The 22,848-nt window shown below is 61.1% G+C and carries 26 protein-coding genes; 3 read left to right on the top strand and 23 right to left on the bottom strand.

Annotation, left to right across the window (positions count from 1 at the left end; all coding sequences use genetic code 11):
• Positions 1-4: 4 nt before the first annotated feature.
• Positions 5-610, top strand: coding sequence for an SCO family protein (locus RVM27_RS09360; RefSeq protein ID WP_016915439.1), 606 nt, complete (start codon positions 5-7; stop codon positions 608-610).
• On the opposite strand, the gene RVM27_RS09355 is transcribed toward RVM27_RS09360, so the two are convergent.
• From RVM27_RS09355 to RVM27_RS09325, 7 genes are all read right to left on the bottom strand, one after another.
• Positions 607-1,689: an alpha/beta hydrolase family protein gene (locus tag RVM27_RS09355; RefSeq protein ID WP_498939469.1), complete on the bottom strand. Its 1,083-nt coding sequence runs from the start codon at positions 1,687-1,689 to the stop codon at positions 607-609. The genes RVM27_RS09360 and RVM27_RS09355 overlap by 4 nt on opposite strands.
• Positions 1,690-1,692: 3 nt before the next feature.
• The gene (bamJ, locus tag RVM27_RS09350) at positions 1,693-2,373 is read right to left on the bottom strand and encodes a peptidylprolyl isomerase (RefSeq protein WP_498274608.1); all 681 of its coding nucleotides are present in this window, start codon (positions 2,371-2,373) and stop codon (positions 1,693-1,695) included.
• A 141-nt stretch (positions 2,374-2,514) separates the two neighbouring features.
• A complete protein-coding gene (locus tag RVM27_RS09345; RefSeq protein WP_016915442.1) occupies positions 2,515-2,958 on the bottom strand; it encodes a universal stress protein in 444 nt (147 codons plus the stop codon).
• A 15-nt stretch (positions 2,959-2,973) separates the two neighbouring features.
• The gene (locus RVM27_RS09340) at positions 2,974-4,257 is read right to left on the bottom strand and encodes a TRAP transporter large permease (protein ID WP_039178791.1); all 1,284 of its coding nucleotides are present in this window, start codon (positions 4,255-4,257) and stop codon (positions 2,974-2,976) included.
• 17 nt (positions 4,258-4,274) lie between these two features.
• Positions 4,275-4,862 carry a TRAP transporter small permease gene (locus RVM27_RS09335; RefSeq protein WP_096921809.1) on the bottom strand — a complete coding sequence of 196 codons (588 nt, stop codon included), beginning with the start codon at positions 4,860-4,862 and terminating at the stop codon, positions 4,275-4,277.
• Positions 4,863-5,091: 229 nt separating this feature from the next.
• Positions 5,092-6,138 carry a TRAP transporter substrate-binding protein gene (locus RVM27_RS09330; protein ID WP_287807061.1) on the bottom strand — a complete coding sequence of 349 codons (1,047 nt, stop codon included), beginning with the start codon at positions 6,136-6,138 and terminating at the stop codon, positions 5,092-5,094.
• Positions 6,139-6,323: 185 nt separating this feature from the next.
• Positions 6,324-6,905 carry a TIGR02444 family protein gene (locus RVM27_RS09325; protein WP_498956418.1) on the bottom strand — a complete coding sequence of 194 codons (582 nt, stop codon included), beginning with the start codon at positions 6,903-6,905 and terminating at the stop codon, positions 6,324-6,326.
• Positions 6,906-6,934: 29 nt separating this feature from the next.
• Here RVM27_RS09325 and RVM27_RS09320 point away from each other — a divergent pair, with 29 nt between their 5' ends.
• Positions 6,935-8,881, top strand: coding sequence for an ABC-F family ATP-binding cassette domain-containing protein (locus tag RVM27_RS09320; protein WP_498956417.1), 1,947 nt, complete (start codon positions 6,935-6,937; stop codon positions 8,879-8,881).
• A gap of 10 nt (positions 8,882-8,891) precedes the next feature.
• Here RVM27_RS09320 and dtd read toward each other — a convergent pair whose 3' ends face one another.
• The 9 genes from dtd to RVM27_RS09275 form a co-directional block, all read right to left on the bottom strand.
• Entirely contained in the window at positions 8,892-9,329 is a 438-nt protein-coding gene (gene dtd / locus RVM27_RS09315) for a D-aminoacyl-tRNA deacylase (protein WP_081138643.1), read from the bottom strand.
• 47 nt (positions 9,330-9,376) lie between these two features.
• On the bottom strand, positions 9,377-9,538 hold the full coding sequence (locus RVM27_RS09310) for a hypothetical protein (protein ID WP_016915449.1): 162 nt from the start codon (positions 9,536-9,538) through the stop codon (positions 9,377-9,379).
• A 154-nt stretch (positions 9,539-9,692) separates the two neighbouring features.
• Positions 9,693-10,538: a universal stress protein gene (locus RVM27_RS09305; RefSeq protein ID WP_498956416.1), complete on the bottom strand. Its 846-nt coding sequence runs from the start codon at positions 10,536-10,538 to the stop codon at positions 9,693-9,695.
• A gap of 134 nt (positions 10,539-10,672) precedes the next feature.
• The gene (gene thiD, locus RVM27_RS09300; RefSeq protein ID WP_498939478.1) at positions 10,673-11,488 is read right to left on the bottom strand and encodes a bifunctional hydroxymethylpyrimidine kinase/phosphomethylpyrimidine kinase; all 816 of its coding nucleotides are present in this window, start codon (positions 11,486-11,488) and stop codon (positions 10,673-10,675) included.
• A gap of 15 nt (positions 11,489-11,503) precedes the next feature.
• Positions 11,504-12,919, bottom strand: coding sequence for a TRAP transporter large permease (locus RVM27_RS09295; RefSeq protein ID WP_287807049.1), 1,416 nt, complete (start codon positions 12,917-12,919; stop codon positions 11,504-11,506).
• Positions 12,919-13,467: a TRAP transporter small permease subunit gene (locus RVM27_RS09290; protein ID WP_039178819.1), complete on the bottom strand. Its 549-nt coding sequence runs from the start codon at positions 13,465-13,467 to the stop codon at positions 12,919-12,921. The genes RVM27_RS09295 and RVM27_RS09290 overlap by 1 nt, the downstream gene beginning before the upstream one ends.
• 115 nt (positions 13,468-13,582) lie before the next feature.
• Entirely contained in the window at positions 13,583-14,446 is an 864-nt protein-coding gene (locus RVM27_RS09285; RefSeq protein ID WP_498956415.1) for an endonuclease/exonuclease/phosphatase family protein, read from the bottom strand.
• A gap of 2 nt (positions 14,447-14,448) precedes the next feature.
• Positions 14,449-15,081: a thiol:disulfide interchange protein DsbA/DsbL gene (locus RVM27_RS09280; RefSeq protein ID WP_498956414.1), complete on the bottom strand. Its 633-nt coding sequence runs from the start codon at positions 15,079-15,081 to the stop codon at positions 14,449-14,451.
• Positions 15,082-15,197: 116 nt separating this feature from the next.
• Positions 15,198-15,827, bottom strand: a complete 630-nt coding sequence (locus RVM27_RS09275) for a c-type cytochrome (RefSeq protein WP_228219209.1) — start codon at positions 15,825-15,827, stop codon at positions 15,198-15,200.
• Positions 15,828-16,137: 310 nt separating this feature from the next.
• Between RVM27_RS09275 and yihA the strand changes: the two genes are divergently transcribed.
• A complete protein-coding gene (gene yihA / locus RVM27_RS09270) occupies positions 16,138-16,782 on the top strand; it encodes a ribosome biogenesis GTP-binding protein YihA/YsxC (protein ID WP_044629848.1) in 645 nt (214 codons plus the stop codon).
• A gap of 10 nt (positions 16,783-16,792) precedes the next feature.
• On the opposite strand, the gene RVM27_RS09265 is transcribed toward yihA, so the two are convergent.
• From RVM27_RS09265 to argH, 7 genes are read right to left on the bottom strand one after another with little or no spacing between them, the layout of a single operon-like run.
• The gene (locus tag RVM27_RS09265) at positions 16,793-17,530 is read right to left on the bottom strand and encodes an HAD family hydrolase (protein WP_054644908.1); all 738 of its coding nucleotides are present in this window, start codon (positions 17,528-17,530) and stop codon (positions 16,793-16,795) included.
• Positions 17,531-17,532: 2 nt separating this feature from the next.
• Positions 17,533-18,441 carry a tyrosine recombinase XerC gene (locus RVM27_RS09260; RefSeq protein ID WP_288102299.1) on the bottom strand — a complete coding sequence of 303 codons (909 nt, stop codon included), beginning with the start codon at positions 18,439-18,441 and terminating at the stop codon, positions 17,533-17,535.
• Entirely contained in the window at positions 18,428-19,150 is a 723-nt protein-coding gene (locus tag RVM27_RS09255; protein WP_062359241.1) for a DUF484 family protein, read from the bottom strand. Before RVM27_RS09255 ends, RVM27_RS09260 begins: the two co-directional genes overlap by 14 nt.
• Positions 19,151-19,166: 16 nt before the next feature.
• Positions 19,167-20,000 carry a diaminopimelate epimerase gene (dapF, locus tag RVM27_RS09250; protein ID WP_498956413.1) on the bottom strand — a complete coding sequence of 278 codons (834 nt, stop codon included), beginning with the start codon at positions 19,998-20,000 and terminating at the stop codon, positions 19,167-19,169.
• Positions 20,000-21,271, bottom strand: coding sequence for a diaminopimelate decarboxylase family protein (gene lysA, locus RVM27_RS09245; protein ID WP_498956412.1), 1,272 nt, complete (start codon positions 21,269-21,271; stop codon positions 20,000-20,002). Before lysA ends, dapF begins: the two co-directional genes overlap by 1 nt.
• An 8-nt stretch (positions 21,272-21,279) precedes the next feature.
• Positions 21,280-21,399, bottom strand: a complete 120-nt coding sequence (gene lptM / locus RVM27_RS09240) for a lipoprotein (RefSeq protein ID WP_498956411.1) — start codon at positions 21,397-21,399, stop codon at positions 21,280-21,282.
• Positions 21,396-22,799, bottom strand: a complete 1,404-nt coding sequence (argH, locus tag RVM27_RS09235) for an argininosuccinate lyase (protein ID WP_498956410.1) — start codon at positions 22,797-22,799, stop codon at positions 21,396-21,398. Before argH ends, lptM begins: the two co-directional genes overlap by 4 nt.
• Between the last annotated feature and the right edge of the window lie 49 nt (positions 22,800-22,848).

Raw genomic sequence — 22,848 nt, 5'->3', positions numbered from 1 at the left:
AGGCATGGCCGCAGCAAATAAACGTAAACCGCTGGTGTGGGGATTGGCACTGCTGGGGGTCCTGTTGACGGTCAGCGCCGTCGGGATGTACCAGCTGGCCACCCCGTCGAACGACGGCGAGCCGCAAGGCGGTCCCATCGCCATGCCCTCCACCCACGGCGACTTTACGCTGACCCAACTGGATGACGACGAGATCGCCGTGGTCTCTTTCGGTTACACCTACTGCCCAGACGTCTGCCCCATGAACCAGGCCGTAAAGCGCCAAGTGCTGTCACAGCTGGACGAACAGCAGCGTGAGCGTGTGGTGCCGGTGATGATCACCGTGGACCCGGAACGCGATACGCTGGAGCGCATGAATGAATACATGCAGTTTTTCGGCGAGGAGTTCGTGGGGCTGGTGGGCAGCCAGGAGCAGTTGAGCGATGTTGCCGAGCGCTATGGCGTCATCTGGCGCCGTGTCGAGGCGCCGGATTCCGCCATGGCCTATACCATCGACCATAGTGCGTCACTGTTTCTGGTGAACCGCGAGGGAACCATCCTGCAGCGAGTGCTCTACTCGCCCACCCCCCATGGGTTGAAATCTGCCTTGGAGAGCGAGCTGGGCGGCTAGTCCGCCTCCTGCGTGCTTTCCTCTGCGGGAGCGTCGGGCGCCTCTTGGAGTCGCTCGACCATGGCCATCAGGGCTTTGGCCTGCGTGCCTTCACGGGTGTCATGCAAAGGGTTGATTTGCCATGTACTTTCGGCAAACCCCCACCAGTCCCAACAGGCTTGCGGGTTGGCCATGCTGCTTTCGGTCTGGGGGTAGAGGATGATCTGCCCGTGCTCCTCGGCCCAGCGGTTCAGGCCGCTGTAGCGAGCAAAGGTGTCGCCAATCGCTTCGTCATTCATCTGGCAGCCATGCAACGCCACGGTGACGGGGCAGCCTCCCGCGTCACACGTTTCGGGCACGAAGACATAGCCCGTATCGGCCAAGCCCTTGACGGCAAACTCGGACTGATCGAAGCGCCGTAACTCGCCTTCACTCTCCTGCACTGGCCGCTCGGGGTAGAGCCAGTCCAGCATATCGGCGGCCACATTGTCGCCACAGGCCAGTACGTGACTACCGCCGCCCAGGTGGCAGTCGCCCAAGGATTGCGGGTCGATGGGGGCATCCTTGGGCATGGCCACCGGCCAGCCGTGCCCGGTGTTTTCACGCTGCACATAGCGCAGCTGCTCGTCGGGCTCTGCCAGCCAACCTTGCCACTGTTTGGCTAACAGATCACCCAACGCGGGTGAAACCGTTGCATCGGCATCGCCATGCCACACGTAGGTTCTGAGCTGGCGCAGCGCCTCGCGGCTGCCTACTTGCTCCAGCGCCATATAGCGCTCATGGCGCTGTTCCAGCGTGTCCAGTGAAGGCAAGCCTCGGCGGGTCATCATGCACTGGTTGAGCGCCAGGCTCAGCGCCCCCTGGGCACAGCCCCAAGGGCCTGCGCCCAGCACCCCAACGCCGCTGAAACGCTCCGGCCAGGCAACGGCCAGCTGCGTGGCCATGTAGCCCCCCGACGAAACGCCCACCACTGAAGCAGCCTCGGGCATCGCACCCAACGCAGGCAGGTCAGTTGGCAGCGTTTCCGCCTGAGCATGGGCAGCACTGCCGCCCATGAGCATCAATAAGCTCAGCAGGCGATAGGGAGTGGCGGCAGGCATGGGTTACTCGACGCCCAGCAGTTCAACGCGGAAAGTGAGCATCTCGTTCGGACCGATCGGACCTTGACCGCGCTCGCCGTAAGCCAGCTCGGCAGGGATATAGAGCATCCAGCTGTCGCCCACGCTCATCAGTTGCAGCGCTTCCTGCCAACCTTCGATGACCTGATTCACCTGGAAACTGACCGACTGGCCACGCTCGAAGGAGCTGTCGAACACAGTGCCATCCAGCAGCATGCCTTCGTAGTTCACTTCCACGGTATCTTCAGGGCCAGGCGTGGCGCCATCGCCAGACTCCAGCACTTCATATTGAAGGCCCGACTCGGTGACTTCCACACCCCCACGCTCGGCGTTCTCTTCCAGGAAGGCCTGGCCTTCTTCCAGGTTCAGCTGGGCAATTTCAGCGGCCTGCTGCTCGCGGGCCTCCATGGAGCTTTCCTGGAAGTTCATCAGCGCTTCCATCATCTCTTCTTCGCTCATCGCCAGCTCATTACCGTCGAAAACGTCGCGCATGCCATCGGTGAAGGCATCGAGATCCAGATCTTCGATATCGGCCTGCATGCTCTCGCCCAACGTCACCCCCAGGCTGTAAGCCAGGCGTTGCTCGTCGGTCTCGGGGGCTGCGGCGGCGAACGGTGCTACCAGCAACAAACCAGTCAGGGCAGTAGAAGTCACAAGTGCTTTCATGGAAAAACCTTATCCAGCGGCGCAGCGCGCCAACGTGTTGTCGAATCTCTAAAGACTAACACCCGCCGCGTCAGGCTGCATTACCTGACGCGGCGGGTGTTGTTCAGACGTTCTCTTCAGACAACAGGATGCCGCAGAGGTTTACACCACCAGCGTAGGGCAGTGTGCCGCCCCAGCCACGCGCTGGGACACGCTGCCCAACAGCAGATTCTTCTCGCCGTTGGTGCCCTGGGCGCCGATCACGATCAAATCGCACTCCCGCTTGCGCGCAAAGCGCACGATGGTACGCGAGGGGCGCCCGCCCTTGACGAAAGCGCGCACGCGCAGGCTATCGGCACCCAGTTCGATGGCATGCGACTTGGCGTGCACCGCAATTTCGGTAGCGTACTCCTTCAAGGCATCGTCCGGCAGGTCGAGCTTGTTGGGTCTCACCATGGAGAGCGACGCTTCCAGCAGGCTGTGATGCTTGAACACGCACAGCAGGTAGAGCTCTGCCCCAGTGAGCATGTGCAGGCCAACGGCCTTCTCCAGCGCCTTGATGGCCCCCTTGGAGCCATCCACAGGAATCAAGATGCGGTTGAACATAAGCGCTCCTAGCGGCTAGCGGAAAGCAAGGTCGCGCAGGAACAGCGCAATCTGCGGGAACATGATGATCAGGGCCGCCGCGAGAATCAGCATGAAAATGAAGGGCGGCGTGCCGCGGATCACTTCCAGGTAAGGCCGCTTGAAAATCGCAATGGCGGTAAAGATGTCACACCCAAAGGGCGGCGTTGCCGAGCCAATGGCCACCTGCAGGGTGATCAGTACCCCCACCAGAACCGGATCCAGCCCCGAAGCCGCAATCGCCGGTGCAAAAATGGGGGTCAGCACCAGAATCACCACGATGGGATCGACGAACATGCAGGCCACGAAGAAGGCTATCGAAATGGCCACCAGCACGCCCACGGGCCCCGCTTCATTGATTCCGAAGGTGCCCAGAATCGTCTGCGGGATCTGGGCAAACGAGATGATCCACGAGAAGCCGTTGCCTGCTGCCACCAGGATGAACACCACGGCGGTGATCAAGCCCGTGGACTTGGCAATGGTGAACATGTCCGGCAGCTTCAGCGAGCGGAAAATCACGAATTCCAGCAGGAAGGCGTACAGTACGCAGGCCGCCGCCGCCTCGGTCGGGCTAAACACCCCGCCATAAATGCCACCGACGATCAGTACCGGAAAGCCCAGCGGCCACAGCGCCTTTTGCACGGCCACGGCTCGCTCTTTCCAGCTGGCCTTGGGCTCGGTGGGCACCTTGTTGACGATGGCGTAGATGATGCAGTAGGCGGAGAACATGGCCAAAATCAGCAGGCCGGGCCCGATACCGGCAATGAACAGCTCGGCAATCGACGTTTGTGATACCACCCCGTAAATGATCATGCCGATACTGGGTGGTATCAAAAAGGCGATGTCGCTGGAGTTGATGATCAGCGCCAAGGTGAAGGGATCTTTGTAGCCTGCCTTCAGCATGCGCGGGCGCAACGGGGAGCCCACGGCCACCACGGTGGCCTGGGTAGACCCGGACACGGCACCAAACAGCGTGCAGGAGACCGCCGTACTGACGGCCAGGCCGCCTTTGATATGGCCCACGAAGGTCATCACCATGTCGATCAATCGATTGGCCGACTGCCCGCGGGTCATGATGTCGGCTGCCAGAATGAACATGGGTACCGCAATCAGCGCGGTGGGGCTGATGCCGCGCATCATCTGCTGAATGAGCGTTTCCATCTGGCCCAGGCCGCCGAAGCTCATGAAAAAGCCCACGAAGGCCGCGGTCATCAAGGGGATCATCATCGGGAAGCCGAGCAGCAGCAGCACGATCATGAGGGTAATTATCGTCGCAGTCATGCGTGTTTCCTCGCTGCCTAGACTTCGGTTTCGGTGTCCTTGTAGCCGTCCACCACATGCGTGGACAGGTACACATCCTTCGAAAGCAGGTTAGTGATCGCCGTCATGACGTACTGAATACCGGTAACGGCAAAGCCCACCGGCACCCAGACGTACATCCACCAGGCAGGAATGCCCGTGGAGGGCAAGCTACGGCCTCGGCTCATGATGGTGTCGATATAACCAATCGAGAAGTAGCACAGCACGAACATCACTAGCGCCGTAAACAGACTGATGAAGACCATCAGCGCACGGCGACCGCCCGTGGGCAGGGCATCGTAGATCGCCGACATGCGGATATGCCGACCATGCCGAGCGGCATAGCCAATCCCGGCGAAGGTCACCAGCACGATCAGCATGCGGTTGACCTCTTCGGAAAAGTGCAGGCTTTCACCAAACACGAAGCGGCCAATGACGTTGGCCACGGTGTTGATGGCCATCAGAATGACACCCGAGGCCAAGATGAAGGCTTCGGCCTTGCTGATCCACGTATCAACGGTACCCAGCAGCCCAGGCAGCATAGAGCGATACTGTTTTTCAGCAATATCATCTTCGCTCATATCCATTGGAGTTGTTCCTCTCTGTTCCCGTTACACTTGTCGGTCTACCTTGCTACTGTAGCGGCTCGACTCAGCCCACCATTCAACGCTGATTAGCCGCACCCTGCGTCACGCTTGAAGGGTGTTGCTCTTCACGGAGTGGTGAACAAAAAAGGGGCAGCACTTGGCCACCCCTTTTGCTTTCACGCATTTGCGGGCATTGTGGGCGTCAGCCCTGCCAAGCCCTTGCCATGAATCAGTTGCTGGTCACCGCTTCGAGGTCTTCCTTGAACTGCTCGAGCAGTGCCGCACCGCGCTCGCCAGTCATCTCCACGAAGCGCTCTTCTACCTGGGGCGCACGCTCGCGGAAGGCTTGAATCTGCTCTTCATCGAGACGCGTCACGGTCACGTCATCGGAGGCGGCCTGGATTTTCTCCAGCGACTCGTCAGCCAAGCCCGAGATGTGCTCCATGGTGTGCTCGTAAGCCGCTTCCGTGGCATCACGCACCAGCTGCTGGTCATCTTCCGAGAGACCTTCGAAGAAGTCCTGGTTGGCCATCATGGCCGTGGTGAACCAGCCATGGCCGGTGAACACCAGGTTGGGGGAAACTTCATACAGGCCGCCCGACTCGATCCAGAAGATGGGGTTTTCCTGGCCCTGCAGAATGTTGGTTTGCAGGCCACCATAGACCTCACCCCAAGGCAGCGGCGTGGGGCTGGCGCCGAAGGCGCGGTAGGTTTCCGCCAGCAGCGGGTTGGTCATGGTGCGGATGTTCTTGCCACGCAGCTCGTCTGGCGAGGTAAACGGCTCGTCGAGGGTGACGACCATCTCACCTTCTGGGTACATCTTGAGCAGCTCCAGCCCCTGCTCCGCGTAGAGCTCCGGGAAGGTTTCATGGATCGCGGTGCTGGAGTTGAAGAACTCGATGACCGTTTCTTCATCGGTGGGCAGCAGGTAAGGCACGAAGAAGATTTGCGCTTCGGGGATCAGTGCGCCCGTGAAACCAGGCGACTGGTTGACGAACTGCAGAATACCCGCCTGGGTCTGCTCCATGATGTCGTCAGACTCGCCCAGCTCGCCAAAACGATATACCTGGACGGTGTGGTCGGAATTCTCTTCCACGTACTCCTTGAACGCCATGGCGAAGACATCCTGAACGTCGCCTTCATACTCTTCGTGGGCATAACGCCAGTTATCTGCCTGCGCTGCGGCGCTCAGGCCAAGCAGCAGAGCACCTACGCTCGCGGACGTGATGAGTTTCGTGGTGAGTGAACGAGTCGAAACAAACTTGTTTGGCTTCATACTGAGTTCCCTGGCAGTGGTAGCACGCTCTACGAGCGAGCATGAATTTGGTGTTATCTGTCCAGTGCTATCTGGTCATCCGCTAACCACGCAGAAACGCTTTTGCCGATTGACTCATTGCTGTGGGTTAGCGGGCGATCACCGCACAATTGGCACGGGTTGCCCAAAAACAGCCTAATTTCAGGCTAGCGTGGTGATTTACAGTGGTCAAGCCGACTTGCCAGGCATTCCAGCGCAGCAGCGATGTCATCGCGCACGCGTGAATCATGCAGTGAAGCGCTGTCAACATTGGCCAAAAAAAGCCTATTTTGCAGCCAAAAGCTGCCATCTTGCTGACTATCAACGACTTCTTCCAAACGCTGCGAGACATGCTTAGGCGCCTGAGCCCACTGCTGCCAACGTTGAAGATTTACACGCTCGGCCTGCAGTTCGGCGGTCTTGATGGTCTTGCGCAACGCATCGATGGCCTCGTCCTCGGCCGCCTGACGCTTCAATTCACGGCGTAGATGGCGTAGCGGCTCAGTGAACTGGCCCTGCCAATGCGCTCGCTCACGGCTGATATCGGCAAGCGCCTCGCGCCTGGCCTGGAGGCCGTGGCAATACAGCCACCCATGCAGCAACAGCTCGCAGACATCGACATCGGCGGCGTCCTGCAGTGTCAAGCACGCCTGCTCCACACCGGGCTGAGCATAAAAGGCCAGCGCAAAATCCCATAGCGAACGGTGCTGCAAAGCCTGCTGCAAGTCCTGCAATCGGTTAGAATCCATGAATTTACCCACTGGTTTCGGGAGAAAGCATGATCGCACTGCGCCAAGTCGCCCTGCAACGAGGTACGCAAACGCTCCTGGAAAGCGCCGACCTGACCCTGCACAACGGTGTCAAGGCAGGCATTATCGGGGCCAACGGGGCAGGCAAGTCGAGCCTGTTCAAACTGCTGCTGGGCGAGCTGGGCCCGGACCAGGGCGATGTAGAGATGAGCGGTGGCCAGCGTATCGCACACATGGCTCAGGAAGTGGAAGCGCTGGACCGGCCCATCGTCGAGTACGTGCTGGATGGCGATCATGCCCTGCGCCAGGCCGAAGCCGACCTGCTGGCCGCCCAGCAGGCGGGGGACGCCCACCGTGAAGCCGAGTTGCACGGCCTGATCGAGACACTGGATGGCTACAGCGCCGCCTCGCGCGCCGCCCAGCTGCTGGTGGGGCTGGGCTTCCTGCAGGCCGACCTGCAGCGCCCGCTTGCCGATTTTTCCGGTGGCTGGCGTATGCGAGTCAACCTGGCCCGCACTCTGTTCATGCCTTCCGACCTGCTGCTGCTCGACGAGCCGACCAACCACCTGGACCTGGATGCACTGCTGTGGCTGGAGCAGTGGCTGGTACGTTACCCAGGCACGCTGCTGCTGATCTCCCACGACCGCGACTTCCTGGATGCCGTGTGCGACCACATCGTCCACATGCATCATCAGACCCTGGAGCTTTACCGGGGCAACTACTCACGCTTCGAGCGTACCCGTGCCGAAAAGCTCGCGCTCCAGCAGGCCGAAGCCGCCAAGCAGCAGGCGCGCCGTGAGGAAATAGAGCGTTTCATCGCCCGCTTCAAGGCCAAGGCGACCAAGGCTCGCCAGGCCCAGAGCCGCATGAAGATGCTCGAGCGCATGGAAGATATCGCCATGGCGCATGTGGACTCGCCCTTCCACTTCACGCTACCCGCCGCCGACAAGACCTCTCACCCCCTGCTGGTGCTGGATCAGGCAACCCTGGGATATCGCAGCGAAGCGGCCGATGTCGCGCAGCTGGAAAAGGTCAATATCACCCTGCTACCCGGTAGCCGCATTGGCTTGCTGGGCCCCAACGGCGCGGGCAAATCCACGCTGATCAAATCGCTGACCGGCGAGCTGGCCTTGCTGGAAGGCAAGCGGGTGCCCGGCGAGCATCTGGCGATTGGTTACTTTGCCCAGCATCAGTTGGAAGGGCTGGACGTGACCACCACCCCATTTGTCCACGTCCAGCGGCTCTCCCCTACCGCCAGCGATCAGGACATTCGCAACTTCCTGGGCGGCTTCGGTTTCAAGGGCGATGACGCCTTCGGCGAGGTGGCGACCTTCTCGGGGGGCGAGAAGGCGCGCCTGGCGCTGGCGCTGGTGGCCTGGCAAAAACCCAACCTGCTGCTGCTGGACGAACCGACCAACCACCTGGACCTGGAAATGCGCGAAGCGCTCACCGAAGCGCTGGCCGCCTTCGAGGGCACGGTCATCCTGGTTTCCCACGATCGTCACCTGCTGCGCGCCACGGTCGATGAATTCTGGCGTGTGGCCGACCATCGGGTCGAGCCGTTCGATGGCGACCTGGAGGATTACCGCGCCTGGCTGAAAGCACGCCTGGAAGAGAGCCGCCGCGACGCCCGTAGCGAGAAGAGCGAACGCCAGGGGCAGCAGCCCACGACCGACCGCAAGGCCGCTCGCAAGGCTGCCGCCGAGCTGCGTGAAAAGCTGCGACCCTTGAAAAAGGTTCGTGATCAGGCCGAAAAACAGATGGAGAAGGCCCAGGCGGCGCTGGAAGAAGTCGAAACCGTGCTGGCCGATGCCACGCTGTATACCGACAGCGCCCGCAAGGCGGAACTGACCCAGGCGCTGGCCCGGCAAGCCGATGCCAAGGTCGAGCTGGAGCGCACCGAGCAGGCCTGGCTGGCCGCCGAAGAGGCGCTGGAAGCCATGGAAGCCGAACTGCTGGCCAGCGAAAACGCCTGAGGTTTTTCCGCTACCCTTCCAGCATGAAGGTCACCGGGCCATCGTTGACCAGCGCCACCTGCATGTCGGCGCCAAACTGCCCAGTGGCCACCGGTGGGCCCGCTTGCTGCGCGCGCGCCACCAGGTAATCGAATAGCCGCTCGCCCTCCTCCGGCGGTGCGGCGCTGGAAAAACCCGGCCGCAGCCCCTTGCGGGTATCGGCGGCCAGCGTGAACTGGGACACCAGCAGCAAGCCCCCCTGGGCCTGCTGCAGGTTATGGTTCATCTTGCCCGCCTCGTCACTGAACACGCGGTAATTCAGCAGCTTGTGCAACAGCTTGTCGGCATTAGCCTCGCTGTCGCCTCTTTCGACGCCGATCAGCGCCACGAGCCCGTGATCGATAGCGCCAATGGCCTGCCCCTCCACCGTCACGCTGGCGGTGGTTACCCGTTGAATCAAAGCCTTCACGTTACGGCTACCCTTGGAATGGCTGAAAGGCAAGAGTCTAGCGCAGTTCAGCGGCGCCCTAACAGGGCATCCCGAAAACCTTCGCCCAGCGGTTGCGGCTCGTTTTCGCCTTCCAGCTGGTAGTAGGCCCCCGCGCAGGCCGTCCAGATCATGTAGCGGAACACGCCACTGCCTAGCAGGATGTAGCGTTGGCCCTGGTCTTCGACCACACGGTCGAACTGCTAGCCGCGCTGTGGTGAACGGAGTGGATTGCTTGAGTCGCCGCGCGGTGTTTTCCTCCCAAGGCAGACGGAACAGAAACCCCTACGCTATACATGCCCATGTTATGCGTAAAGGTTCCGTACAACCAAAGGACTGGCGGCGCTACCAGGGGCGGCAGATCATCACATCGCAGTGCGGCTCGCTCAGCAGCATCTCGGTAAGCGGGTTGGGCTGCTGGGGTCGGCTGCGGCTTCCCAGCATCACCAGGTCAGGCGAATGGCGCTTGATATAGTCGCCGAGCACATCGCAGGGGTTGCCCGGCTCCAGTACCAGCTGCGTATCAGGCACGCCCTGCAGTTCGTCCATCAGGCTATCGACTTCGTTGTCCAGCGCCGTGCGCAGCCGGTTGACCTCATGGTCTCGCCACTGGGCGTAGAAGGCCTGATTACCCACCTCACGCTCGCCCGGCAGGCTCCAGGCATGCAGCAGGGTGATCTGCGCCTCCGGGAAGCGTATCAGGGCTTCCTTGAGTGTCTGGCGTGCGGTCAGTGAAAAGTCGATGGGCACCACAATATGCTGCCAGGCCTGCGTAGGCGGGGTGAACGCGATGACCACCGGGCACGGCGCGCTGCGCAGCACGCGCATCATGGTGGTGCCCTGCAGTAGCTCCTTCTGGCCGCGCTTGCGATGCATACCCAGCACGATCAGCGATGCGTGACGCTCGTGGGCCTCGCGGACGATTTCCGCATGGGGCTCGCCCACCACGGTCTGGATCATCAGCGGAGGCAGCGCCAGAGCGTAGTCTTCACTTAAATCCGTCAGCGTGGCGCTGATATCATCACTGATGGCCTGCTCCAGGTCATGCAGGGTGCGATGCGGCAGATAAGGGTCGAGCACGTGCAGCGTGTTCAGGGAAGCACCTTGCTCCTGGGCAAGGCGCAGCGCGCGTGCGAACGCGGCGCGATTTTCCCGGGAAAGATCGGAGGCAAACAGCAGCGAGCGAGACATGGGCATGCTCCTTGGCCGAATAGCGCAGTCGGTTGGATGAAACGGGCACCCTTCAGCATGGTGCCCGTTCGCCTATCTCGCAAGCGGTCTTTTATCGGCGCAGGCCCTGAGTCATTGAGCGCTTCCAGCGACGGCTACCACCAGGCATGAAAGTGATGAACCGGCCCTCTTCCCTGGCCCACGTTCAGGCGTTCGCTGGCGGCCAGGGCCTCGTGCAACCACTGCTTGGCGGTGGTGATCGCTTCGATGGGGGCCTCGCTGCTTGCCTGCGGGGACAGCTTGGCCAGGCATGCCGTGATCGCCGATGACAACGCACAGCCGGTGCCGTGCAGGTTGTCGGTGGCAATCCGTTCGGCGGCCAGCCAGCGCCGGCCCTGAGGGGAGGCCAGCAAATCCGGGCAGGTTTCACCCCGCAGGTGCCCACCCTTGAGTACCACGTAAGGCGCGCCCAAGGCCACCAGCGCTGGCAGCAGCGCCTCCATGTCTTCCAGCGATGCGGGCCGCGAGCGGTCCAGCAGCACGGCGGCTTCGGGAAGATTGGGAGTGATCACGTCCGCCAGGGGCACCAGAATATCGCGCACGGCGCGGATGCCGGCATCGTCCACCAGGACGTCACCGCTCTTCGCGACCATGACCGGATCCAGCACGATCCAGCGTGGGCGACGCTGCCGCAGCACGTCGGCAATGGTCTGTGCCACGTCACGGCTGGCCACCATGCCGATCTTCACGGCATCGATATGCACATCGGCCAGCAGGTGCTCCAACTGCTGACGGATGGCCGCCACCGAGACGCCATGTACCCCGGCGACACCGCAAGTGTTTTGGGCGGTCAGCGCCGTGATCACGCTGGTGCCGTAGGTGCCCAGCGCGGAGAAGGTCTTCAGATCCGCTTGGATGCCCGCCCCACCAGAGGGGTCGGAGCCAGCGATGGTCAATACGTTGGCAATCATGACGCTCCTCACCTCTTAGAGAACAGAGGGTAGCCAAGTGGCGATGCCGGGGAAAATCGCCAGCGCCAACAGCATGCCCAACTGAAGAATGATGAACGGGATCACGCCCTTGTAAATGGCCGAGGTCGGCACGCTGGCCGGGGTCACGCCGCGCAGGTAGAACAGCGCAAAACCGAACGGCGGGGTCAAAAACGAGGTTTGCAGGTTGACCGCGATCATGATGCCCAGCCAGATGGGGTCTACGCCCATGGCCAGCAGGACGGGCCCGACGATGGGCACCACCACGAAGGTGATTTCGATGAAGTCGAGAATGAAGCCCAGCAGGAAGATCACCAGCATGACCACCAGCGTGGCCCCGACCACGCCGCCCGGCATGGCTTCGAACAGCTCGGTGACCAGCTCTTCACCACCGTAAGCGCGAAACACAAGTGAAAACAGCGCAGCGCCAATCAGGATCAGGAACACCATACTGGTGACCTGCGCCGTGGAGTGCAGCGTTTCCTTGAGCATCTTGATACTCAACTGGCGATTGGTCGCCGCCAGTACCAGCGCGCCAAACGCGCCCACCGCCGACGCTTCGGTAGGCGTTGCAAAGCCCCCCAGAATCGAGCCAAGCACCGCCACGATCAGCAGTACCGGAGGCAGCAAGCCTTTCAGCAGCAGCGGCCAGATGCTCCCGGTGTGTCCCAGCTCGGCCTTCAGCACTGCGCGGTCCGCCGCCGGTGCCGCCTCCGGCTTCAACCATGCCACCATCAGCAGATAGAGGATATACACCACGACCAGCAACAGGCCGGGCACCAATGCGCCAATGAACAAGTCCCCAATCGACAGGGTTTTCGGGCTCCACACGCCCATGGAGAGCTGCGCCTGCTGGTAGGCGCTGGAAAGTACGTCGCCCAGCAGCACCAGCGCAATCGAGGGAGGAATGATCTGCCCCAGCGTACCCGTGGCGCAGATCGTGCCCGTGGCCAGCGCGGGCGAGTAGCCGCGCTTCAGCATCGTGGGCAGCGACAGAAGCCCCATGGTGACGACCGTGGCCCCGACGATCCCCGTAGAAGCCGCCAGCAACATGCCGACGATGACCACCGCGATACCCAGGCCGCCGCGCAGCGCGCCGAAGGCCATGGCCATGGCGTCCAGCAGCGTTTCGGCTACCCGAGACTTCTCCAGCAGAACGCCCATGAGCACGAACAGCGGCACCGCCAGCAGCGTGGCATTGGTCATGATGCCGTAAAGCCGGTTGGGCATGGCGTTCATCATGCGCGCTTCGAAGGGAACATCCACGCCCATGGACTGCAGCAGCAGCCCGAACCCGGCAAAAGCCAACGCGGTGCCCGCCAGCGAAAGCGCCACCGGATACCCCAGCATCAGGACGATACAGACCGCAGCAAAGAGTACCAGCGGCATCATGTCTAATAAGGTCGCCAGCACTAGATGATCTCCTCGTGAGCAGGGGGCGTGGTAGGCAGTTTGCCGCGCAATATTAAGGTCTGGCGAATCAGCTGTGCCACCGCCTGCAGCAGCAGCAGCGCCACCATCACCAGCATGAGCGTCTTCAGCAGGTAGACGCCAGGAATGCCGCCATCCGATGAGCGTTCCATGATGGCCCAGCTGCTGCGTACGTAATGAAAGCTGCTGACGGCGATGAAGATCGACACCGGAATCAGCAGCAGCAGCGTGCCCATCAGGTCGATCCAGGCCCGCCCACGGTCGGACAGGCGGCGATAGAAAATATCGACGCGGACATGACCATCGCGCTTGAGGGTCCAGGCGGCGCCCAGCATGAACACTGCGGCGTGCATGTACATCACCGACTCTTGCATGACGATGCTGTTGATGCCCAGCCAGTAGCGCATGATGACAATGGCAAACTGGACCAGCATCATGATGATCACCAGCCAAGCAATGGCTCGGCCAATCCCCTCGGTTACGCAGTCCAGCCAACGCAATAAACGTGGCTCTTGAGCACTCGTCGGCATAGCAGATGTCCCAGCATGAATAAAAACGGCCCAGAATCATCGCTGATTCTGGGCCTGACGTCATCCCCATTCACAGGATTAAACGCTTATCCATACGTCTGGGCGGAACGTCTGGCTATGAACCCCCATGGGTTTGAGCATGCTCGGCCTCTGCCAGCGCACTGACGCAGGCTGCGGGCAAGGGCAGGTCGACCGCGATGGGCAAGTGATCGGAAAACAGATGATCCAGCACGCGCACTTCTGCGGCTTCCAGCGTTTGGGACAGCAGAATATGATCCAGCGCCCGACGGGGCTGCCAGGAGGGGTAGCTGAGCAGTGGTTTCACCGGATGCAGCGGCAACGATGTGCTGAAACGCTCGTGGGCATGCAGTTGATCCGGCGTGCAGTTGAGATCCCCCATCACGACCACATGGCGCAGCGGCTGAATGATGTCGCTGAGGTAGTCCAGTTGGCGTACTCGGCCACGGTGGCTCAAGGCCAAGTGGGCCACGAAGATGTGCAGGGCATCGGGGCCATCGCCATAGCGGGCATGAATCGCGCCTCGCCCTGGCAGCATCCCGGGCAGCCGATGCTCTTCGATACGGCTCGGCACCAGCCGCGACAGCAACCCGTTGCTGTGCTGGGCGAACTTGCCCAAGTTGCGATTCAGCTGCTGAAAATAGTGCGGAAATCTGGCTTGGGCGGCAAGGAACTCTACCTGATTGACACGGCTGGAGCGAAAGCTGCCACCGTCTACTTCCTGCAAGCCCACCACATCGAACTGCTCGAGCGCGCTGCCCATCATCGCCAGGCGCTTCAAGCGCTGGGGATGCGGCAAGAAGTGTTGCCAGCTGCGGGTGAGATAATGGTGATAGGCAGAGGTCTGGATACCCACCTGCAGATTGAACGTCAGCAGGCGCAGGTGCCCCCGCTCCAGCAAGGGAGCGGCGGGCGCCTTTGGTGAGCCCGCAGGCTCACCGGTAGTGCCGTGTTCGAGCACGGTTATTGAGCGCGCTCGTTACGCACTTTTTCCACCAGGGCATCGGCAATGCGCGGCATGTTCTCGAGGCTGCCTGCGGTTTGCGGCGATACCACATAGCGACCATCCACCACGATGGCCGGAACCCCCATCAGGCGCATTTCACGCATACGGCTGTTGGCCTTATTGACCTCACTACGTACGCTAAAGGCGGTGAGCGCCTGTTTGGCTTCCTCTTCGCTAACGCCGTAATCAGAGAAGAATTCCGCAATCTTGTCAGCGTCGGTCAGTGAACGGCCATCCTGGTGAATCGCATCGAAGAAATCCGCATGCAGCTCCTCTTCAATACCCAGCGATTTGGCCGCATAGAAGGCCGTGGCATGGGTGTTCCAGTCACCGCCCATGGTCGCTGGCATTTTGACAATGCTGACATCGTCATCCAGGGTTTCGTACCACTCGTTTACTGGCGTTTGCAGCCGGTAGCAGTGCGGGCAGCCAAACCAGAACGCTTCGGTCACTTCAATCTGATCTTCGTCTACCTGGGTAGCTACCGGTGACTCAAGCAACGTGTAGTGCTGACCTTCTACCAGCTCCTGGGCACTTACCGCAGCAGACAGGCCAAGACCAGCAAGCGCGACCATCAACGTTTTCAACATAACGAGCATTCTCCAAATAAGCGGCCAACAAAAGTGAACCTGTGACCGTTAGTGTGTCAGACAGGTTCCCCATTCTGCGGATGTTTCACAGAATGGGGAGGCCAACAGCGGGGAAATTAGTTCAAGCCCAGCACGTAGTTGGCCACGGCTTCCATGTCCCGGTCGCTCATTTTGGAAGCGATATCGCCCATCAGGTTGTTGGGGCTATTGGTGCGGTCACCCGAGGCAAATGCTTGCAGCGTGGAGATGGTATATTCCGCATGCTGACCAGAAAGAGCCGGATACACAGCGCTACCAATACCTACCCCGGTGGGAGTGTGGCAAGCGCTACAGGCGGGAATGCCTTTAGACATATCGCCTGCGCGATACAGCTCTTCACCGCGGGCCAGCAACTCAGCGTCTTCATCACTGGTTTGACCGAGGTTAGCCTCTTGGCCTGCAAAGTGGGCAGCGACATCCCAAGCATCTTGGTCTGAGTAGTCATCGACCAAACCGGCCATCTGTGGGACGACACGGTTGCCATCACGGATATCCATGATTTGCTTGGCGAGGTAGGACATTTGCTGCCCTGCCAGGTTGGGGAAAGTACCCACTGCGCTGATACCTTGCTGGCCATGGCAGGCTGCACAGGTTTGGGCGAGTTCACGTCCTGCCGCTGCGTCAGCGTCGGCTTGAAGGTCCGCTTGGGCGTGGGCGGTGCCAACGGCACCCATGGTAATTGCCAGGCTTGCCAGTAACTTTCTCATTGCTAATCCACTATGCCGTTTGATTATTGACTGGTACGCACCCTGGGCGCTGCCCAGGTTCAGCACATTACCAGGGTCAGCTCCGCCAAAACGAACAACAATGTCGTGTTGGTCGCTGCTGGCTAAAGCGCGATGGTACACTAGCGCCCCAGGTCGCAGTTATAAACCGCTTGCATTATAACGAATCACCCTAGCGGCGGGAATGCAAGTCCAGGTCTGCTTTTGGGGTAATTCGTCGCGGTACCGCTCTCTCTCACACTAGGGTTGGCCAGCGGGCCGTGTTATACGTTTGTTTTTCAGGATTAATTCCATGTCTACCCCCCATGATAGCCCAGTCCCTCGGCTGAACTACCCCACGGCGCGTTTTATGATCAGCGCGCCAACCCTGGCACTGTGTCCTGACGATACCGGTGCAGAAGTAGCGTTTGCCGGACGCTCAAATGCCGGTAAATCCAGCGCCATTAACGCGCTAACCCAGCAAAATGCGCTGGCGCGCACCTCGCGCACCCCGGGCCGAACCCAGCTCATCAACTTCTTCACTGTGATGAACGATGAGTCGCGCCGCTTAGTGGATTTGCCCGGCTATGGCTACGCCAAAGTACCTGAAGCGGTCAAAATCGAGTGGCAAAAGCATCTTTCTGACTACCTGCGTGGCCGTTTTAGCCTGCGTGGTTTAGTGCTGCTTATGGACGTGCGCCACCCGCTGACCGAGTTCGACCAAATGATGCTCGACTATGCTGACCAGCGCGGGATGCCGGTGCATATTCTGCTGACCAAAGCCGACAAGCTGAAGCGTGGCCCAGCCAGCGCCGCCCTGCAGAAAGTGCGCTCCCGCTTAAAAGAGTGGGAAGACCTCGTATCGGTACAGCTGTTTTCATCGCTGAAACGCGACGGGGTCGATACCCTTTCCCAAAAACTAGACCAGTGGCTGCACACTCCAGAAGACGCCCGTTAATAGGCGTGGTCTAGGCGCGTTTTTCCAGCCACTCAATCAGCTCCGGTAGCTCTTTGACATGAGCAACACGGTGAACCCGCTCAGGCAGCGTTTGGTCGCCACATTCAGCCACCCAGGCGGCATGCATACCCAGTTGCTGGGCGGGAAGCACATCCTCATTCCAGGAGTCGCCCACGTGCATGGCGCGCTGCGGTACGGTATTCAGTCGCTCCAGCGCGGTGAGAAAAGGCTTGGGGTCAGGCTTGGGAGCCAGCAGCTCCCCAGCGGCAATCGCTACCGGAAAGTGGGCCGCCAATGGCTGGCGCTTAAGGTGAATATTGCCGTTGGTAATCGCCGCTAGCCGATAGCGCTCGGCAAGCGCCGATAGCAGCCCAGCAGCCTCTGGGTGCGGCGTGACCTGCACCCGCAGACGGTGGAACTCATTCATTGCCGCAGCGGCCCATAACAGCGCAGCGCTGCGTGGCAAACCGCTGGTTTCCAATTGGGCCTCCAACGCTCGTAGCCTTAGCCAGGTAAAGTCACCTCGCCGTTCAGGCACTTGGCTTGCCCACTGCTGGCGGCGCTTCAGGTAATCCGCCACGCCCTCATCATACGTTAACGGTAGCGGCGCCTCTTGACGGGCAGCACGCCATGCAGCCAGCGCTTCCAGCAGCCAGCGGTAATGGCCCTCTTCGGTTTTCAGCATGACGCCCTGGTTGTCCCATAGGGTGTCATCCAAATCAAAGGTGATGGCGTCTAACGTGACCATGCTTAACTCTCACTGGGGCGGCGTTTGGCGCGCGGGTGGGCGGCATCGTAACTGTCTGCCAAGTGCTGCCAATCCAGCCGCGTATACACTTGAGTAGTGGATAGATTGGCATGACCAAGCAACTCCTGCACGGCACGCAGATCCTGGCTAGATTCCAGCAGGTGGCTGGCAAAAGAGTGGCGCAGGCGGTGGGGGTGAAGATGTTCGGGCAGGCCGCGCACCACCGAGAGCTGTGCTAAGCGTTTCTGGATCGCTCGATGCCCCAACCGCTGCCCCCGCTGCCCGACGAACAGCGCCGTTTCAGCGCTGGCCGCCAAACTGGCCCGGCAGGTGAGCCACGCGGTGAGTGCCTGCTGGGCACGCCGTCCCACCGGCACTTGGCGGGGCTTGCTGCCCTTACCCATCACCCGCACATGATTGGCCGTTAAGTGGCTCATATCCAGCGCCGCCAGCTCGGCTAAGCGCAGGCCGCTGGAGTAGAAAAGCTCCAGCATGGCTTGGTCGCGAAGCGCCAGCGGCGAGCCGTCGTGGGGCGTGTCCAGAAAGCGCGCCAGCGCATCCACATCCAGCGGTCTGGGCAGATGACTGGGCTGCTTAGGGGTGCGCAGTAGGCTGACCGGGTTATCTGCCAACACACGATGCTGCACTAACGCATCGGCAAAGCGAGATAGCGCCGCACGTCGGCGGGCTAGGCTTCTCGGCGCCAGCCCCCGGCTACGTTCGGCGCCTAGAAAGGCTCTCACCAGCGCCGTGTCCAGCGCGCTGGCCTGAGTGATGCCACGCTGTTCGGCAAACTGGCAAAAGGCGGATAAATCCTGACGATAGGCCGCCACCGTGGCCGGGCTGGCATGGGTGGCTAGCTGCGCTAAGTAGTTAGTGACCGTGTCTGCCAGCAAGCTATCGCTGTCCATGCGGCTCCGGCCCCAACCGCAGCAGTAGGCGCGCGACAATATCGCCCAGGTACTCGGTAAACAGCGTATCCATACTGGCGCGGTAACATTCAGGATCAGGGCTAGCGAGCAGCAAATAACCCAGCTGCTCCCCCGCCGAGAGACGCGTAATCGCACAGGAACCCGCTTTACGGGGTGCTTTGGTATGGGGCAGTAGGCACTTCCAATCACTGACGCTCAGCTTGGCGCAGCGACTGGTGCGGCCATCCAGCAGCGCCGCCAAGCGAGCGCTGGCGTGCTGGTCGAGAATATGGCGTGGCGGCTGGGGTGGCGTGGACTCTGCATCGCTTAACGACGCGGGGCACCATAGGGCCATCGCCGGGGTTTGAAAGCGCTCGCTAAGCTGAGTCGCCAGCGCTTGGGCCAAGGCATCACGGTCTTCCGCTTCAACTAAGCTGAGCAGCGTTTCCCGCAGGCGACGGTACTGAGCCTCGTTATGACGAGCGGTTTCCAGCAAATGCTCAAGCCGCCCTTCCGCCGTTTCAGCTCGCTGGCGCAGGTCGATCACCAGCCGCTCCAGCAGCGACACAGCACCATCGATATTCGGGTGGGGCACTTTGAGCTGCTGCAGCAGCCCTTCACGGCCAATAAAAAAATCGGGGTGACGGGCCAGCCAAAACGCTACTTGGTCAGGGTCGAGCGTTTTGCGCGGCTCAGGAGCTTGAGACATCGCCGTTCTCCTCGCATTAGTTGAGTGATACCCGACCATCAAACACCCGGGTAGCAGGGCCCACCATGACGAGTGACGCTTCGGGGTCAGGCCACTCGATACTGAGCTGCCCGCCGGGCAAGTGCACTTTCACTGGGCTCTTCAGAAGCCCCTGACGAATCCCACTGGCCACCGCCGCACAGGCCCCGGTGCCGCAGGCCAGGGTTTCACCGCTGCCACGCTCGAACACCCGCAGACGAATCTCGCTGGGCGAGACCACCTGCATGAAGCCGACGTTGACCCGCTTGGGAAACCGAGGATGCGACTCCAACAGCGGACCCAGCCGTTCGACGGGCGCACGCTCGACATCCTCGACCTGGAGCACGGCATGGGGGTTCCCCATGGAAACCACTCCTAGGGAGAGCGTTTCACCGTCTACCTCCACCTCGTGGAGAGGCTGGTCGCCGGTGGCTTCGAAGGGCAGCGTGGCCGGGTTGAAGCGCGGCCTACCCATATCGACCCGTACCATGCCATCGTGCTGAACATTGAGCACCAGCGGGCCACCGGCGGTTTCCACATGGATTTCATGCTTGTGGGTTAAACGCTGGTCGCGCACAAAGCGGGCAAAGCAGCGCGCGCCGTTGCCACAGTTCTCCACTTCGCTGCCGTCGGCATTGTAGATACGGTAGCGAAAGTCCATGTCCGGGTCGCGGGGCGGCTCGACGATCAGCAGTTGGTCAAAGCCAATGCCAAAGCGCCGGTCCGCCAGTTGGCGGATCTGCTCGTCCCGCAGGCGCGCCCGCTGAGTGACCAGGTCCACCACCATGAAGTCGTTGCCCAGGCCGTGCATTTTGGTGAAGTGCAGCAGCATCAGCGCGCCCCTTCCGGCAGCAGCGCCTCACCGGCCCACAGGCTTTCCAGCGTTTCCCGAGCGCGCACCACGTGGTACGTGTCGCCATCCACCATCACCTCTGGCGGGCGCGGGCGGCTGTTGTAGTTCGACGCCATCACAAAACCGTAAGCTCCGGCGGAGCGCACTGCCAACAGATCGCCTTCGGCGATAGCAAGCTCACGCTCTTTACCCAGGAAGTCGCCGGTTTCACACACAGGGCCGACCACGTCGTAGGTGGCGTTCTCACGAGGCTGGCGGGTATCCACCGGCACAATCGCCTGCCACGCCTGATACAGCGCCGGACGAATCAGGTCGTTCATGGCCGCATCGACAATGGCAAAGTTCTTGGTCTCGCCGGGTTTCAAGAACTCTACCCGGGTGAGCATCAGCCCGGCGTTGGCCGCAATAGAGCGACCTGGCTCAAACAGCAGCGTCAGGGTCTCGCCGCCTTCCCAGCGGGAGAGGCGCGCCAACAGCTGGCTGGCGTAGTCGAAGGGCTGGGGCGGCTTCTCGTCGCGGTAAGGCACGCCCAGGCCACCTCCCAGGTCCAGGTGGTCGATCTCGATACCCTGCTCGCGCAGGCGCTCCATCAGCAGCAGCAGGCGCTCCAGGGCATCCAGGAACGGAGCGGTTTCGGTCAGCTGTGAGCCGATGTGGCAATCCAGACCGGTCACGCGCAAATGGGGCAGGCTGGCAGCCAGTTGATACACGTCCAGCGCATCATCGACGGGAATGCCGAACTTGTTGTCCTTCAAGCCGGTAGAGATGTACGGGTGGGTACCCGCATCGACATCCGGATTGACGCGCAGCGAGACCGGGGCGATTTTCCCCAGCTCACCTGCCACGGCATTCAGGCGCTCAAGCTCTGGGCGCGACTCGACGTTAAAGCATTTGATGCCGACTTCTAGCGCCCGCGCCATTTCATGCGGCTGCTTAGCCACGCCAGAAAACACCACTTTGGCGGGGTCGCCGCCCGCTTTTAGCACTCGCTCAAGCTCACCCACGGAGACAATATCAAACCCGGCCCCCATGCGGGCCAAAAGGCCCAGCACGGCAAGGTTAGAGTTAGCTTTCACCGCGTAGCAGATTAAGTGCGAGTGGCCACCCAAGGCTTCGGTGTAGGCGCGAAAATGGCGCTCAAAGGTCGCTTTTGAGTAGACATAGCAGGGCGTGCCCAGCTCGGCGGCCAGCTGCGTTAGCGGCACATCTTCGGCGTAGAGCACGCCATCGCGGTAGTTAAAGTGATCCATTACCCCTCCTACTCGGCGGCCGAATCATTGGTATCGTCAGGCAGATAAAGTGGCCCCTTTTGACCACAGCCAACAAGCAGCAGTGCGGCCATCAGCAGCGCGCTAAGTATGATTGCACTGCGTTTCATGACGCACCTTTCAGGGCTGCCAGCGCTTCTCGCGCACGGTTTGCAGCGGCGCGCACTTGGTCAGGCGCCGTACCGCCAATGTGGTTGCGGGCAGCGACCGAGCCTTCTAGCGTCAGCACTTCAAATACGTCCTGCTCAATGATATCGGAGAACTGCTGCAGCTCTTCGAGGGTCATTTCAGAGAGGTCTTTCTTGGTTTTCAGGCCGTAGGCCACGGAGAGACCCACGATCTCGTGAGCATCACGGAAGGCCACGCCCTTGCGTACCAGATAGTCGGCCAGGTCGGTGGCCGTCGAGAATCCACGCCGCGCAGCCTCGTACATGCTGTCTTTCTTCGGCTCGATGGCGGGCACCATGTCGGCAAAGGCTTTCAGGCAGTCGCGCACGGTATCGACAGCATCGAACAGCGGCTCCTTGTCTTCCTGGTTATCCTTGTTGTAGGCCAGCGGCTGGGACTTCATCAGCGTCAACAGCGCCATCAGGTGGCCATACACGCGGCCTGTCTTGCCACGCACCAGCTCGGGCACGTCGGGGTTTTTCTTCTGCGGCATAATGGAGGAGCCGGTGCAGAAGCGGTCAGGCAGATCGATGAAATTGAACTGCGCGCTGGTCCACAGCACCAGCTCTTCGCTCATGCGCGAGAGGTGCATCAGCAGGATACTGGCGAAGCTGGTGAATTCGATGGCAAAGTCGCGATCCGACACGGCGTCCAGCGAGTTTTCCGCCGGGCGATCAAAGCCGAGCAGCTCGGCGGTCACGTGGCGGTCGATGGGGTAGGTGGTGCCCGCCAACGCTGCCGAACCCAGCGGCATCACGTTGACCCGCTTGCGGCAATCCAGCAGACGCTCGTGATCGCGGGCCAGCATTTCCTGCCAGGCCAGCAGGTGGTGGCCGAAAGTGACCGGCTGTGCCGTCTGCAGGTGGGTAAAGCCGGGCATGATGGTGTCGGCTTCCCGCTCGGCCAGCGTGATCATGCCATCGCGCAGCCGTGTCAGTTCGGCCTCGATCACATCGATTTCATCACGCATGAACAGGCGAATATCGGTGGCCACCTGGTCGTTGCGCGAACGGCCAGTGTGCAGTTTCTTGCCGGTGATTCCGATCTTGTCGGTCAGCCGCGCTTCGATGTTCATGTGCACGTCTTCCAACGGCACCGACCACTGGAACTCGCCGCGCTCAATCTCGCCCTGAATGTCGGTCAGGCCGTTAATAATAGCGTCGCGCTCTTCTTCGGTGAGCACGCCCACCCGCGCCAGCATGGTGGCATGGGCAATCGAGCCCTGAATATCCTGGCGCGCTAGGCGCTGGTCGAAGTTCACAGACGCGGTAAAGCGTGCAACAAAGGCATCGGTGGGCTCGCTGAAGCGACCGCCCCAAGACTGGTTCGTAGCTTGGCTCATCGGAGAGATATCCTGCTGACAAATCTAATGGAGTCGTTAAAAGAAAGTG

It is taken from the genome of Halomonas sp. KM007 (assembly GCF_050709225.1).
In the GTDB taxonomy this organism is placed as follows: domain Bacteria; phylum Pseudomonadota; class Gammaproteobacteria; order Pseudomonadales; family Halomonadaceae; genus Vreelandella; species Vreelandella hamiltonii.
This window is presented reverse-complemented; position numbering and strand designations above follow the sequence as displayed.

Bases quoted from the DNA above. Each gene is read 5' to 3' on its own strand.
- RVM27_RS09360 (WP_016915439.1), top strand. From the start codon at position 5: ATGGCCGCAGCAAATAAACGTAAACCGCTGGTGTGGGGATTGGCACTG.
- RVM27_RS09355 (WP_498939469.1), bottom strand. From the start codon at position 1,689: ATGCCTGCCGCCACTCCCTATCGCCTGCTGAGCTTATTGATGCTCATG.
- bamJ (WP_498274608.1), bottom strand. From the start codon at position 2,373: ATGAAAGCACTTGTGACTTCTACTGCCCTGACTGGTTTGTTGCTGGTA.
- RVM27_RS09345 (WP_016915442.1), bottom strand. From the start codon at position 2,958: ATGTTCAACCGCATCTTGATTCCTGTGGATGGCTCCAAGGGGGCCATC.
- RVM27_RS09340 (WP_039178791.1), bottom strand. From the start codon at position 4,257: ATGACTGCGACGATAATTACCCTCATGATCGTGCTGCTGCTGCTCGGC.
- RVM27_RS09335 (WP_096921809.1), bottom strand. From the start codon at position 4,862: ATGGATATGAGCGAAGATGATATTGCTGAAAAACAGTATCGCTCTATG.
- RVM27_RS09330 (WP_287807061.1), bottom strand. From the start codon at position 6,138: ATGAAGCCAAACAAGTTTGTTTCGACTCGTTCACTCACCACGAAACTC.
- RVM27_RS09325 (WP_498956418.1), bottom strand. From the start codon at position 6,905: ATGGATTCTAACCGATTGCAGGACTTGCAGCAGGCTTTGCAGCACCGT.
- RVM27_RS09320 (WP_498956417.1), top strand. From the start codon at position 6,935: ATGATCGCACTGCGCCAAGTCGCCCTGCAACGAGGTACGCAAACGCTC.
- RVM27_RS09305 (WP_498956416.1), bottom strand. From the start codon at position 10,538: ATGTCTCGCTCGCTGCTGTTTGCCTCCGATCTTTCCCGGGAAAATCGC.
- thiD (WP_498939478.1), bottom strand. From the start codon at position 11,488: ATGATTGCCAACGTATTGACCATCGCTGGCTCCGACCCCTCTGGTGGG.
- RVM27_RS09290 (WP_039178819.1), bottom strand. From the start codon at position 13,467: ATGCCGACGAGTGCTCAAGAGCCACGTTTATTGCGTTGGCTGGACTGC.
- RVM27_RS09280 (WP_498956414.1), bottom strand. From the start codon at position 15,081: ATGTTGAAAACGTTGATGGTCGCGCTTGCTGGTCTTGGCCTGTCTGCT.
- RVM27_RS09275 (WP_228219209.1), bottom strand. From the start codon at position 15,827: ATGAGAAAGTTACTGGCAAGCCTGGCAATTACCATGGGTGCCGTTGGC.
- yihA (WP_044629848.1), top strand. From the start codon at position 16,138: ATGTCTACCCCCCATGATAGCCCAGTCCCTCGGCTGAACTACCCCACG.
- RVM27_RS09265 (WP_054644908.1), bottom strand. From the start codon at position 17,530: ATGGTCACGTTAGACGCCATCACCTTTGATTTGGATGACACCCTATGG.
- RVM27_RS09260 (WP_288102299.1), bottom strand. From the start codon at position 18,441: ATGGACAGCGATAGCTTGCTGGCAGACACGGTCACTAACTACTTAGCG.
- RVM27_RS09255 (WP_062359241.1), bottom strand. From the start codon at position 19,150: ATGTCTCAAGCTCCTGAGCCGCGCAAAACGCTCGACCCTGACCAAGTA.
- dapF (WP_498956413.1), bottom strand. From the start codon at position 20,000: ATGCTGCTGCACTTCACCAAAATGCACGGCCTGGGCAACGACTTCATG.
- lysA (WP_498956412.1), bottom strand. From the start codon at position 21,271: ATGGATCACTTTAACTACCGCGATGGCGTGCTCTACGCCGAAGATGTG.
- lptM (WP_498956411.1), bottom strand. From the start codon at position 21,399: ATGAAACGCAGTGCAATCATACTTAGCGCGCTGCTGATGGCCGCACTG.
- argH (WP_498956410.1), bottom strand. From the start codon at position 22,799: ATGAGCCAAGCTACGAACCAGTCTTGGGGCGGTCGCTTCAGCGAGCCC.